The sequence below is a fragment of the Schaalia sp. lx-100 genome, from assembly GCF_021083625.1.
Taxonomy (GTDB): domain Bacteria; phylum Actinomycetota; class Actinomycetes; order Actinomycetales; family Actinomycetaceae; genus Pauljensenia.
Window position 1 is genome coordinate 42,801 of the sequence record NZ_JAJNRP010000009.1, and the last position, 13,575, is coordinate 56,375.

At 48.5% G+C, this 13,575-nt stretch carries 13 protein-coding genes; 3 read left to right on the forward strand and 10 right to left on the reverse strand.

Annotated elements, in window-relative coordinates:
• Positions 1–19 precede the first annotated feature (19 nt).
• The 3 genes from LRP54_RS07700 to xseA form a co-directional block, all read right to left on the reverse strand.
• The gene (locus LRP54_RS07700) at positions 20–955 is read right to left on the reverse strand and encodes a carbohydrate kinase family protein (protein ID WP_231235628.1); all 936 of its coding nucleotides are present in this window, start codon (positions 953–955) and stop codon (positions 20–22) included.
• Between the two features lie 118 nt (positions 956–1,073).
• Entirely contained in the window at positions 1,074–1,301 is a 228-nt protein-coding gene (locus LRP54_RS07705; RefSeq protein ID WP_231235629.1) for an exodeoxyribonuclease VII small subunit, read from the reverse strand.
• Between the two features lie 77 nt (positions 1,302–1,378).
• The gene (gene xseA / locus LRP54_RS07710; RefSeq protein WP_231235630.1) at positions 1,379–2,659 is read right to left on the reverse strand and encodes an exodeoxyribonuclease VII large subunit; all 1,281 of its coding nucleotides are present in this window, start codon (positions 2,657–2,659) and stop codon (positions 1,379–1,381) included.
• 149 nt (positions 2,660–2,808) lie between these two features.
• Here xseA and LRP54_RS07715 point away from each other — a divergent pair, with 149 nt between their 5' ends.
• Together LRP54_RS07715 and ychF are read left to right on the forward strand one after the other, a co-directional pair.
• Positions 2,809–3,888, forward strand: a complete 1,080-nt coding sequence (locus LRP54_RS07715) for a 4-hydroxy-3-methylbut-2-enyl diphosphate reductase (protein ID WP_231235631.1) — start codon at positions 2,809–2,811, stop codon at positions 3,886–3,888.
• A 238-nt stretch (positions 3,889–4,126) separates the two neighbouring features.
• A complete protein-coding gene (gene ychF / locus LRP54_RS07720; RefSeq protein WP_231235635.1) occupies positions 4,127–5,209 on the forward strand; it encodes a redox-regulated ATPase YchF in 1,083 nt (360 codons plus the stop codon).
• Between the two features lie 70 nt (positions 5,210–5,279).
• Here ychF and LRP54_RS07725 read toward each other — a convergent pair whose 3' ends face one another.
• Both LRP54_RS07725 and LRP54_RS07730 read right to left on the reverse strand, forming a co-directional pair.
• On the reverse strand, positions 5,280–6,314 hold the full coding sequence (locus LRP54_RS07725) for an ornithine cyclodeaminase (RefSeq protein ID WP_231205913.1): 1,035 nt from the start codon (positions 6,312–6,314) through the stop codon (positions 5,280–5,282).
• Between the two features lie 150 nt (positions 6,315–6,464).
• Complete coding sequence (locus tag LRP54_RS07730) at positions 6,465–8,096, reverse strand: amino acid permease (RefSeq protein WP_231235638.1); 1,632 nt, start codon at positions 8,094–8,096, stop codon at positions 6,465–6,467.
• Positions 8,097–8,445: 349 nt separating this feature from the next.
• Here LRP54_RS07730 and LRP54_RS07735 point away from each other — a divergent pair, with 349 nt between their 5' ends.
• Entirely contained in the window at positions 8,446–8,877 is a 432-nt protein-coding gene (locus LRP54_RS07735) for an Lrp/AsnC family transcriptional regulator (protein WP_231235639.1), read from the forward strand.
• Positions 8,878–9,014: 137 nt separating this feature from the next.
• Here LRP54_RS07735 and LRP54_RS07740 read toward each other — a convergent pair whose 3' ends face one another.
• The 5 genes from LRP54_RS07740 to LRP54_RS07760 all read right to left on the reverse strand — a co-directional run bounded on the left by LRP54_RS07740 (position 9,015) and on the right by LRP54_RS07760 (position 13,504).
• The gene (locus LRP54_RS07740; protein ID WP_231235641.1) at positions 9,015–9,809 is read right to left on the reverse strand and encodes a sulfite exporter TauE/SafE family protein; all 795 of its coding nucleotides are present in this window, start codon (positions 9,807–9,809) and stop codon (positions 9,015–9,017) included.
• A 139-nt stretch (positions 9,810–9,948) separates the two neighbouring features.
• Positions 9,949–11,298, reverse strand: a complete 1,350-nt coding sequence (locus LRP54_RS07745; RefSeq protein WP_231235642.1) for an MFS transporter — start codon at positions 11,296–11,298, stop codon at positions 9,949–9,951.
• Between the two features lie 195 nt (positions 11,299–11,493).
• Entirely contained in the window at positions 11,494–12,129 is a 636-nt protein-coding gene (locus LRP54_RS07750; RefSeq protein WP_269212815.1) for a dihydrofolate reductase, read from the reverse strand.
• Complete coding sequence (locus LRP54_RS07755; protein ID WP_231235643.1) at positions 12,126–12,935, reverse strand: thymidylate synthase; 810 nt, start codon at positions 12,933–12,935, stop codon at positions 12,126–12,128. The genes LRP54_RS07750 and LRP54_RS07755 overlap by 4 nt, the downstream gene beginning before the upstream one ends.
• Positions 12,936–13,042: 107 nt before the next feature.
• Positions 13,043–13,504, reverse strand: a complete 462-nt coding sequence (locus LRP54_RS07760) for an OsmC family protein (RefSeq protein WP_231205907.1) — start codon at positions 13,502–13,504, stop codon at positions 13,043–13,045.
• Between the last annotated feature and the right edge of the window lie 71 nt (positions 13,505–13,575).

Below are 13,575 nucleotides of genomic sequence, written 5' to 3' on the forward strand. Positions count from 1 at the left end.
GAAGTAAAATTCACGTGCCTCACGCAAGTTCAGACAGCCACGGAGGATTCGCCCCTGAACGTGACACCGTGATATCAGAAATAGCGCTCGCGCGAGCCAAAATCGTATCCACTTTCGTGCTATCCACATCACGCAAAACAGGACGCGACATCACGCCAACAAGCCCTAATGACCACATGGCATCAATAATGCCACCCATAAAAGAGTCGCCAGCCCCAACGGTATCCGCCACTTTCACTTTGCCAGGGACGGAGGAACAACGAACACCTGAAGCAGTAAAAGCCAGCGCACCTTGCTTCCCGCGAGTCACAATAATCATTTGCGGGCCTAAGGCCAGCCACTCGCGGACCACATCCTCAAGATCATGATTGCCAGTCAACCATGCAATATCCTCATCGGATACCTTCACAACATCGGCAACAGCAAGGAAACGGCACACCTGTGCTAAAGCCATATGCGGCTGACCCATAAGAGTCGGGCGTGCATTTGGATCGTAGGTGATAATCGCATGACGACGAGCACGAATCAGAGCATCTAAAACAGCCGTTGCTCCAGGTTCAGTTGTCGACGAAATCGAACCTGCGTGGACAATGCGTTCCATTCCCGTTAAAGGCAAAGGCGCAGTCAAGTTCCAATCGAAATCAAAAGTATAGGTGGCAGCTCCACTTTCATCTAAAGTAGCAAGAGCTGTGCTTGTGTGGTCCGCTCCAAAAGAATCCGGTGTGATAGACACGTGTGAGGCAGAAAAATGCTCAACAATACGCTCACCCCGCAGATCTTGACCAATCCACGTATGGAGGGCCACAGGCCGACCTAAACGACCAAGAGTCATCGCAACATTGGCCGGAGAGCCGCCAGAATACTCATTGGTAGGTTCGCTTGCTCCGAAAGGCTGAACACAGTCCATCAGTGTTTCACCGATGGCGAGGACATGAGGGCTAACAGTCAGGTCCATCCAGATCGCTCCTTGCGCACGGGAATAACTTCAGTGTCACACCGTGTCCTCATGACATCAGCAAAACGCGACGAAAAGCATGAGAATGAGTGCACAACTGACACTAGTTTAGTGTGAATCAGTTTTCAGTGGTAGGACTTCCCGCATGCGTATTTTCTAAACGAGCACGCGCAGTATCAAGTATGGAACGACAATGTGTAGCCAAGGCTTCGCCACGTTCCCATAGCTTCAACGTGTCCTCAAGCGGCGCCTGACCATTTTCCAATTGGCGCACAATACCAATGAGTTCGTCACGGGCTTCTTCATATGTCAGAGCTACGCTCTCGCTCTGCTGTTCGGGGATCATCGGATCTATTCCTTTCGTTAGCGTATGTTTAACAAGAAAATACGGGTGACTACGGGCACCAAGTAGTCTTGCTGAGATTATGCGGGCGGTAATGTCGCACGTGTGGAACCGACAACCTGAGTGACTAAACGGCCCTCAGCGAGAATACCTTCAAGCAAATCACCCTTTTTAACATCTGCTGCACTACGCATAATCTTTCCTGAAGGAGAACGCAACAGAGAATAGCCGCGTTCCAATGTGGCTTGAGGAGACAAAGCTGTGAGAGTAGCACGTGCCTGCGTTAAAGCTGTCACTTCGCGTTCAAGGACACGTTCTATCGCATGTCTCAGAGCTGTGGTATGCGTATCTAAAGCATGCGTATGTCCGTCAAGAACCGCTGAAGGCTGCTGAAGTACAGGTCGCTTCACCAATAAATCTAAAGCATGAGCCTCCCGTACAAGCCGCGTATGCATACCGACTCGCATAGCCTCCACACTGCGCTGTAAGCCATCCAATTCCTGCGCAAGATCAGGAACAATACGGCGGGCAGCATCTGTTGGAGTTGACGCGCGATAGTCAGCAACAAGATCTAAGAGGGGCGCATCCCCCTCATGACCAATCGCTGAAACTAAAGGTGTACCCACAGCGGCGGCGGCGCGAACTAACACCTCATCAGAAAACGGAAGAAGATCCTCAACAGAACCCCCACCTCGGGCAACAACAATCACATCCACATGAGCAAGCCCATCTAATTCCATGAGCGCAGCGGTGACTTCACGCACGCAATTGTCACCTTGGACAGCAACTTCACGGATTTCAAAAGAAATACCAGGCCAGCGTGTACTCGCATTGACAATAACATCGTCTTTCGCTTTCGCATTGCGCCCACATATCAAACCGACAGTGCGAGGAAGGAAAGGCAAAGGTTTCTTACGTTCAGATGCAAAAAGCCCTTCGGCACTCAAACGTCGACGCAGTTGCTCAATATGCGCAAGTAAATCACCGATACCTTGCAGGTGTACTTCCTCGGCACGTAAATTCAATGTGCCGCGGCGCTCCCAGAAAACGGGCTTAACACGGGTGACAATACGAGCACCTTCCTCAAAGCCAGCACCGGCTTGGTCAAGGATTCCAGGGAAGGCGCTCACCGTCATTGACGTGTCAGTGTCAACGTCACGCAGAACAAAAAAAGCCATACGTGTACCTGGCCGCGGTTTGTACTCTACGACCTGGCCTTCAACCCAAAGAGTCGACATTCGATCAACGTAGATTTTGATATTCTCTGTCAGTCGACGTAAAGGCCACGGATTATCACGTGTAGTATCGGCAGCTTTGGCCGCCGGCGGTGTGTGAGCAGAGCCTTGTAAATCAGATGACATTCCCTAAGAATATCCGGATTTGAAAGACAGATGTGTTTTATCCACTCCTCAGTAGGTTGCCTGATGAGGGGCGCCGATCATTCGCCTATAAATTGTGGCGTATGTCAGATGCATAGGCGCTAACAGGGGTATCCAATTAGGCTGAGCATATGACGACCTTGCAGCCTCAAGCGGATGTTTCCTCAGCAACAACAGATATTCACGCACGAGGAGCAGAAAAAGCTGGAACCGGCCGTGTCCTCTTAGCAGCGCCACGAGGATACTGCGCAGGTGTTGATCGTGCCGTAGATGTCGTGGAGAAAGCTCTTGACCTGTATGGCGCTCCAGTGTACGTGCGTAAAGAAATCGTGCATAACAAGTATGTTGTGGAAATGCTGTCAAAGCGCGGTGCGATTTTTGTTCAGGAAACTGATGAGGTCCCTGAGGGCGCTCGCGTGGTTTTTTCAGCTCACGGCGTATCGCCTCATGTGCGGCAGGCAGCGCAGGAACGCGGCTTATACGCGATTGATGCGACCTGTCCGCTGGTGACAAAGGTTCATCGTGAAGCAGTGCGTTTTGCTAGTCAAGATTACGATATTGTTCTTGTCGGGCATGAAGGTCATGAGGAAGTGGAAGGAACCTACGGCGAAGCGCCAGAGCATATTCAAGTCGTGGGAACTCCAGATGAAGTCTCCTCTATTGAGGTGCGTGACCCGGAGCGCGTGGTATGGATTTCACAAACAACGCTTTCTGTTGATGAAACACAGCAAACAGTTGATCGCTTGCGGCAGCGTTTTCCTTTACTTATCAACCCTCCGTCGGATGATATTTGCTATGCTACTCAAAATCGGCAGGTAGCGGTGAAAACAATTGCCCCGCATGTGGATGTGATGGTGGTTGTCGGATCAGCGAACTCCTCAAATTCGGTGCGACTGGTTGAGGTTGCGCTTGAGGCTGGTGCGGGCAGCGCGTACAGGGTGGATAAGGCTGATGAATTACACGTGGAATGGTTTGAAGGTGCGCAAACAGTAGGGCTGACGTCCGGCGCGTCGGTTCCGGAGATTCTTGTCCGTGAGGTTGTGAACTGGCTGAGCGAGCATGGTTTTCCAACGGTAGAAGAAGTACGTACAGAAACTGAAACAACGACTTTTGCTTTGCCACGTAATCTGAGAGCTGACCTGAGTGCTCAAGGTCGTGATGACGCGCGTCCTCATGCGCGCCGTATGAATGGACCGGATCACACGAGCTAAAAGTGGGGCACTTCCTGCTGGGAGAATGTGCCGGAGATACCTGCCGGTCTTTGACCGGGACTCTGATGCTGTGTTTTGTTGGCTGCGCGTGTTGTCTGTCAGATGGGCCTTGTGCGTGGGAGGGATCTTTTGTTTTCTTTTGCGCGGAAAGCAGTGAATGTGTGCGCGTGAAAGTGGCAGTGAACTCATTTGTGCATGAGCGATGCGATCCACCTTCATACTCGCATAGACTGGGAGGGTGTCTTTAACTATTGGTATTGTTGGTTTGCCTAACGTCGGCAAGTCCACACTCTTTAATGCCCTGACTCGTGCGACCGTTTTGGCTGCGAATTACCCTTTCGCAACCATTGAACCGAATGTCGGTATTGTACCTTTACCGGATCCGCGCTTACAGCAGCTCGCAGATGTTTTCCATTCAGAGCGCCTAGTCCCAGCAACGGTGTCTTTTGTTGATATTGCTGGTATTGTGCGTGGCGCAAGTGAAGGTGAAGGATTAGGGAACCAATTCCTCGCTAATATTCGTGAAGCCGATGCGATTTGCCAAGTGACTCGCGCTTTTAGTGACCCAGATGTGGTGCATGTTGATGGTCGGGTAGATCCTGCTCATGATATTGACACTATTTCCACAGAACTTATCCTCGCTGATATACAGACTTTAGAAAAAGCGATCCCGCGTTTAGAAAAAGAGGTACGTGGTAAGAAAACAGAGCCTGTGGTTCTTGATACTGCGCGTGAGGCGCTTGCTTTGCTTGAAAGCGGGCATCTGCTGAGCGGTACGGAGGGGGCAAAACTGGATCCTGCTGCTGTGAAATCATTCCAACTGATGACTTCAAAGCCTTTCATTTACGTATTTAATATGGATGCTGATGGTATGGCTGACCAGGCGCGTCAGGCTGAGCTGCGTGCGCTGGTTGCGCCGGCTGAAGCTATTTTCTTGGATGCTCAGTTTGAATCAGAGCTAGTGGAACTGGATGAGGCGGATGCGCGTGAAATGCTTGAAGATTCAGGTCAAGCTGAATCTGGTTTAGATAAGTTGGCTCGCGTAGGTTTTGATACTTTGGGTTTGCAAACCTATTTGACGGCAGGGCCAAAAGAAGCGCGTGCGTGGACTATTCATAAAGGGGATACGGCTCCGCAGGCTGCGGGTGTGATTCATACGGATTTCCAGAAGGGCTTTATTAAGGCAGAGATAGTCTCTTTTGAGGACCTTATGGAGTATGGGTCTGTTGCTGAGGCTCGTGCGCATGGGAAAGTCCGTATGGAAGGCAAAGACTATGTGATGGTTGACGGCGATGTCGTCGAGTTCCGTTTCAATGTGTAGTAATGAAGATTTCAAGAACCCCGCCTAAACTCAGGGCTTAGGCGGGGTAAATGCTGGAAAAATCTGTGATTTAGACGGGCACACCAACTTTAATCAGCGAGAATAAGTCCTTTGGATCCTCCGGTTCAGCAATCAGATCAACGAAAGTTTGCAGGTCTGTTCCTGCTGTCGCATCACGCACGTAACGCAGCGCTGAAAAATCAGAGATCGCAAAGCCAACGGAATCAAAGAGCGTGATTTCATCAGGTGAGGTTCTGCCCGGCTGCCCGCCTGTGAGAACCTGCCAGAATTCCACAACAGGGAAATCAGGGTCTTTTTGCTGAATCTCACCTTCAATACGTGTTTGCGGAGGAAATTCCACAAAAACAGTTGACCTGTCGAGGATTGAACTTTCAAGTTCCGTTTTCCCTGGGCAGTCGCCACCCACAGCATTAATGTGAACGCCCGGACGTACCTGTGAATCTTTCAGTACAGTGTTTTGGGCTTTATCGGCGGTACATGTGGTGATGATATCCGCATCTGCCACAGCTTCATCAACGGTTGTAGCAACGTGGATGCTAAAACCGAGTGGCTCAAGATTACGGCAGAATTTTTCTGTTGCAGCAGGGTCAACATCGTAAACAGAGAGTTTTTCAATGCCCAGAGCTGCTCGGAAGCCGAGTGCTTGAAATTCTGATTGTGAGCCTGCGCCGATAAGTGCCATATGTGTGCTGTCAGGACGAGCAAGTGTTTTCGCTACCATCGCTGAGACAGCGGCTGTTCGTAGTGCTGTCAACAATGTCATTTCGGCGAGGAAAAGAGGGTATCCGTTATCTACATCAGCAAGTAGCCCGAAAGCGGTTACTGTTTGGAAACCTCGCCCTGGGTTTGAAGGATGTCCGTTCACATACTTGAAAGAGTAGGTTTCCATATCTGACGTTGGCATGAGTTCGATAACTCCGAAAGGAGTATGGCTGGCAACGCGGGGGATTTTGTCGAAACGTTCCCAGCGAGCAAAATCAGATTCGAGGTATTTCATCATGCCGCTGATAATGTTTTCTACACCATCGCGTTGAATCCAACGTGCCATATTTGCAACGTCAACAAATTCAACTAATTGAGTCATGGGATCTCCATTTTTCATGTCTGGTCATGAAATGACCGGTATTTTCCAAGGTGAACACTGCCTACGACTATAAGTGAAAAGCTGGGTGCGAGTCAGAGATTATCTGGCGTGAACCGGTGCCGTGTGCAGTGTTTTCTGATTCAACGACCACTACTTGTCTTTAGTGTCAGGGTCATTGTGGTGATTGTGACTATGCTGGTGTGGTGACCAGCCATGTTCGTGAGCGATATCAACACCTGGTCGGTGCGCGAGGACTGGGATATCACGTACTGCGGCGATTTCCATTACTCGTTTACGGACCATGAACCAGCCGATGATTAGCAGCGGAGCCAAAACGATCAGTGAAGCTAGGGTGTAGGTTCCTACAGGGTAATCGAAAGCCATGAGTACGGTGACGATAACCAAAAAGACCATGATTGCCCAGTCACTGAAAGTTCCGCCGGGCGCTTTGTAATGAGGTCGTGCGTATTTTCCTTTTTTCACGTGAAGCAGGAATTTACGGTGTGAAAGCGCGATTGCAGCCCAGCTTGCCATTGTGCCAAGTGCAGCGATATTGAGGACGATTTCAAATGCGTGTTCGGGAACCCATGCGCTTAAAACAACACCAAAGAGCGCAACAAGTGCGGTAATGAGGATACCTGCTGTGGGTACGCCCAGTTTTGATATTTTTCCTGCGCATTTTGGTGCTGAACCTGCGATGGCCATAGAGTGCAGGATTCGGCCGGTTGAGTAAATTCCTGCATTCATTGATGAGGCCGCGGCGGTGATAACAATGAGCTGCATGATCGGTGCGGCGTAGTCAACGCCGATGGAGCTAAAGAATGTGACGAAAGGTGATTCTGTGTCGGAGTAGGCAGTGTAGGGGAGCAGCATACATAAGAGCAGAACGGAACCTACGTAGAAAATAGCGATACGGAAAATGACGGTGTTCACTGCTCGTGCGATGATTGTGTCAACATTTTTTGCTTCACCTGAGGCAGTGCCAACTAGCTCAATGCCAGCGTATGCGAAAACAACGCCTTGGATGACAACGAGTGCCGGGAGAGCGCCGTGTGGGAAAAATCCTCCGTTTTCACTGATGAGGGAAAAGCCTGTGGGTGCTCCTGTGGGAGTACCAAAGATGAGGAAGCATATGCCGACGATGAGGAATATGACCAGTGAAGCAACTTTGATGAGTGCGAACCAGAATTCGAGTTCACCGAATACTTTGACTGAGACTAGGTTGAGTGCGACAACCACAATGACGATCACTAATGCGCTGACCCACTGGTCAATATGTGCGATGAAAGGAATGTATCGGCTGAACCAGGAGATATAGATAGCGATTGCGGTAGCATCGGCAACAGCTGTCATTGCCCAGTTGAGCCAGTATAACCATCCTGTGACGAAAGCTGATTTTTCGCCGTAAAACTCACGCATGTAGGACACGAAAGAGCCTGAAGATGGCCGGTAGACGATTAATTCGCCTAGTGCTCTGAGGATCAGGTAGCCAAAAAAACCACATATTGCGTAGATCAGGGCAAGTGAAGGGCCAGCGATTTCGAGACGGCCACCGGTACCTAGGAAAAGTCCTGTTCCAATGGCGGACCCAATGGCGATCATATGCATTTGGCGTGGAGTGAGTCCTTTGTGGAATCCTTCTTGCTCATATGCGAAAGGGTCGGGTGCTGTTGCACTTATGGAGGATGTGTTAGGCGTGTCGTGCATATTGCCTTGCTCTTTCAGTGAATTGCTTACGTGTTGAAGCGAATGGGCATGGGCAGAGGTGTTGACATCACGCATTTTGTTTGCACCCTTCGTTGGGTGTGTTCTGTTAAAAACGGATGAATATGTATTGTGTGGCGATTTATTCGCGTTTTCTGACAGGTTTTATTGGACTGTAAAAGTGCGGGTGAGAGCTTGATGTGCTTTTTCCTCCGGGTAAGTAGCTGCATGAGCAGGAGGTGATGTGTGTTGTGTGAATGTGGAGGAGTTTTCTGCTGTCAGAAAAAGTAGAAATATCCTTTCTTTTGAATATCTTGATGTCAACTATTTTTATTTTAGGATATTTCTTCCATGTGAAACATGAGCAAATTTCACAAATGTGTGAACAATTTGTATTATTTATGGGACTTAGGTCATACTTTTGTTTATGGTTACGCTTACACCTATAGAAAAAAGCCTCCTCGTTGAACTGCGTAAAGATGCGCGTGTGACGGTTTCTTCATTGGCCTACAAATTAGGGATTACCCGCGCAACAGTAACCAATATGATGAATCGATTGGAAGAACGTAAAGTCATCCTCGGCTATACCGTCCTTCTAGCACATGATGATTCCTTGGAAGAAATACGAGCAGTCACATTATGTGACATTGATACACGTATGACACAGCAGGTCATCCGACGTTTACGTGATTTTCTTGAAATACAGGAAATATGTGCAACAAGTGGCGTATGGGACCTGTATCTTGCTTTAGAGTGCCATTCTTTAAGTGACCTTGACAAACTGCTACATGGAATATCATCTGTGAATGGGATAAATAAGATACAAACCCATATTTTGCTTTCGCGTATGGAAAACTAAAAATCCATGCCGTTCATATACGGTGCGCTGCGCCTAGCCCTCAAAATCATTACGCCTGACCCCTGAAAACTGCGGACTAATACAAAGAGGTTGCCCCGCTGAAACTACAGCCTTTACCTGTATCTAAACAAAATATCTTATTTTGCCCTGCGCGATTGAGCCCACGTCTTATACACGGTTGAAATGATGATACTTGCCAAAAAAATACTCAAAAGAATGCTATTCACTTTCGGGCTGACGTATCCGGCTATCCACGCACCACATGGCGTGAACAATGCTGCGCTCATTCCAATAATGAGTCCGGTAGGGACATCAACAAGGCCATGTCGTGCATGAGTAAAAGTACCAGCCACAGAGGTAGGCACCATGACAAGTAGGGAAGTGCCACGTGCAATTAAATCGCCTGCCCCCACAACGAATTCCAACCCGGGAACAATAATTCCACCGCCTCCAACCCCGACAAGACCTGCAAAAATACCGGAAATAAAACCAACCAATATCATTGCGATAATGTTCCACACTGTGAAAACAATGTCTGCTTCTCGGGTAGGGATATGAACGTGGCTGACAATAATGATCAGCATAATAAAAGCAACAAATATCCACGGCAGGATACGTTCAGGTAAGGTACGAAGCAAAAAAGCGCCGACCTGTGAACCAGCAAGAGCACCACCGGCAACGCATAGTGTTGCCAGTAAAGAAAGTTGTCCATGCGCGGCATAAACACAGGCAGCAACACTTGCCGTCAAAATAATGGCACATAATGATGTGGCAGCAGCGCGACGCTGCTCCATTCCCAGAAGGGAACGTAACGCAGGGACGATAATCAGGCCTCCACCTACGCCAAATAAACCTGCAAGAAGCCCTGAAATAATACCAATGCCAACAATCGCAGGAATTTTACGAGTACCTACATGATCTTTTAATACCACGGTATTACTTTTTCATTTTCTTTTCATTGCTACAAGTACTCTGCGCCAATATCCCATGTTTCCCTCATGGTGTATTCGAGGATGTGCAGTGCAGGTATCACGGTATTTATCAGTGAAGACGCCATCAAATTTCATGCGATCACAAAGGCTGAACTTTTGTCCGTAAGCGTGGATGAGTCCATGCCACGCTCAGACTTACCGACAGAACACATAAAGCCATAAAGAAAGGAGCTAAAGGCAGCCATGAATATAAAGCAGTGGCACAAACAGGTGCGAAAATCCACGTGACTGCACTTGTCGCATTCAAAACTCCTGCTACCCCGCCCTGCTCGTTTTGTGAAACTGATAAAGAGCCTCCGGCAGTAAAGCCTGGACCTACTAAACCAGAAGCAACTCCTAAAGAAAACATCGCAGGAATTAAAAACCATAAACTAGAAGCCACAGTGAGCACAAGTAACGCCAAGAAACCAAGAGTCATACCATAACGAACTAAAACAGAAGGGCTCCAGCCCAGTCGTGGTACCGCAATAAGTTGCATACTCATTGCCCCCGCCGCATGTGACAGTAACATAATTGCTGTCCAGGACAAAGCCTCGTGGGGAGCCAATGATAGACGGTCTTGAAGGACAAAGCCGATCGTAATTTGCATAACTCCAACGGTAAAGAAAATGCCGAAAGCGCTGAGAATCCAAGGGAAAACTCGTTGATCGTGCCATTTGACACGTGGCGGTAATGACCGAATGGTTTCGGAGGCTTCTTTAGGTGAATTCTCAGGAGTGAGACGCTCGTATGTATGTGAGCTTAGCTGTATTGAAGTGGAATTGTCGTGACGGTTCTGAAAAATACGTGCTCTAGGTAAAAAAGAGCGTTTTGCATTTGCGCTATTATCACGAGGAAGCCCTACCCAAGCAATGACAAGAGCAACGCTAATAAACCACGGCGCTGCATATACGGGAGCTTCGATAAACCATAAACCTAAACATGAAGAAACAACAGAACCCACCATGATTGACAGATTGATTGCTCCTGAAAAAGAAGCCATCCCTCGTACGCGCTCATCCTGCGTTGTTGTCAGCTGAGCAATAAGGGCTTGTCCTGTAGGTGGTATAGCAGCGACTGCTGCACCGAAAAAAGGTCCTCGTGCCAAGATAATTGCGATAGTTGTGAAGATAAGGCCAAGCGCGCCGATGCTTCGTTGCCATACTGCTGTTGAAAATAGAACACTCGCAATAAAAGCACAGCATAAAGCCAAAAGAATAACGCGCCGTGGCCCCCAAGCTACTGAGCGTCGTCCCCAAAATTGTGAAAGATAAGCAACCGTGAGGGCTGCCGCTGAAACAGCGGCCCCTACTGACCATTCCGGTAAAGAAAGTGCGCGCGCTAAAGGAGCTACCGATACATTCAGCATATTTTGTGCTGTGTAGGTAAAGAGGATGATAGCGAGCAGAATCCGTATGGTGGGGTGAGAGGCTACATGAGGGGATTGCACTTAAGCACGATACTCCTTGAGCGGTAATTGCACACAATGCTGTGAGGCTCTCAGGCGATACAGAGAGGCTGGTATGAACGAATATTTATCGTGAGTTACAGTCCTATATCTGTACATACATGCAGGATCAGCAATGAAGCATTGAATAAGTATTATTCGCACGCATCTTGCGTGTGATATGCGACAGATGAGGGATTACTTGCGGAAATATGTCGTCACTTTCCATTGTGCATCCCCAGAACATGGTCGCCATGATGTATCTGAACGCTGAGGATCCACGGTCCATACAAGTGGATCGATAACGGGTGCATACACGAGAGGATCAGTTGGCTCGTGGGAAACAGTGAAATCTAAATCGGTGACGACAAGCTCATCAACAAAAGACATTGCTTCCTGATAAATAAGCCCACCGCCGGTCACCCAGACCGTGTCAGCCCCATGCTCTTTCGCCCATGAGTGGCATACGTCTAAAGCTTCAGATAGTGATGAGACAACGAGTGCGCCGTCAGCTTTATAGGAAGTATTACGTGTCACTACGACATTGAGGCGGCCCGGTAAAGCAGCGCCAAGTGCTTCCCAAGAGGCTCGTCCCATCAAGATAGGGCAGCCCAGCGTTTCTTTCTTAAAATGAGCAAAATCTGCCGGAACATGCCACAACATTCCTGTGCCAGAACCAAGAACTCTACGGCGATCTTGCGCCCAAATGGAGGCAATACGTATTTTTGTAGGCGCGGCAGGGGATTCCTGAACTGAAATCTCATCAGAAAAATGATGTGCGGGATTACGATATTCTTCGTCGTCTTTATCGTGTGAGGAAAAATATGCGCTCATACGGCTACCGGTGCTTTGATTGTTGGATGGTGGCGATAATTTTCAATGGTCACATCGTCAAAATCGTATTCGAATAACGAGGGAGCTTGGCGTAAATGCAGCGTGGGAAATTCATAGGGAGTGCGTGAGAGCTGCTCACGTACTTGCTCTATGTGGTTGTGGTAGATGTGGCAGTCCCCGCCCGTCCAAATGAATTCTCCAACCTCAAGTCCTGCTTGCTGAGCGAACATGTGGGTGAGTAATGCGTAGGAAGCAATGTTAAAAGGGACTCCAAGAAACATGTCAGCACTACGCTGGTAGAGTTGCAGGCTTAAGCGCCCTTCAGAAACATACAGTTGGAAAAAAGCATGACATGGTTCTAAAGCCATACGGGAAAGATCTCCAACATTCCACGCTGAAACAATCATGCGTCGTGAATCCGGTTGGGTCTTTAATGTTTCAAGGACACGGGAAATCTGGTCAATGGATTCACCTTGAGCTGTATTCCAATGACGCCATTGAACACCGTATACAGGACCGAGATCCCCATTTTCGTCAGCCCACTCATTCCAGATGCGAATACCGTTGTCCTGCAGCCATTTCACATTGGAATCACCCCGTAAAAACCACAGCAATTCACCGATGATAGATTTTAAATGGACACGTTTAGTGGTAATCAGAGGAAAACCTGCAGATAGGTCATATCGGAGCTGCCCGCCGAATACAGAATGTGTGCCTGTACCTGTGCGGTCACTTTTCACGCTGCCTTTTGTCATGATATGCGCTAATAAATCTTCATATTGTCGATCAATAGGTGCGCAATTCATTAGGTGTATTCCTTTCAGCAGAACGCAAATAAGCGTAGGTAACAGAGATAGGAAAGGTGGGTGTTCGCTGTGAGAACCGGGAGAGTAACCCGTGTGGGCGAATAGTTTTACGAATCTTCGGAAAGATTCTCAGAAACAAAAGCACGTGTGTAGGGCATGGGATGTTCAAAAGAATGTCCGATGGTGCAGTTGCGGTCAATTGCTTTTTCTGCGCGGCGGAGCATAGAATCCCGAGTTTCATCGTCAAGCCCGGAAAGGTCTTGTACAAGCTCGACTTGGAAAGATTCAAAACGATCAGCTTCTTCGTTGTATTGGCCTGAAACCCCAATAAATTGGGCGAAATCTTCACCGAGTGTGCCAGCCAAACGAATATCAGATGACATTGCGTTACACCCCGCAATTGCCAGTTTAAGCAGGTCGCCAGGTGTAAAACATCCCGGCCCGTCGCCTACTCGTACTTCAGCGCCGCGCGCATTACGGGCAATGTATTGACGGATGCCAGTGCGTTCAAGATATAAAGCGGGTGCAGGATTTTCGTTTGGAAGATTGTCAGATGGTGTGTCATTCATAGGTCTTATTCTTCCATTAATAACGTGTAGATGCGTGGGTAGAAGAAAATAATAGGGCAGATCTTTACGTA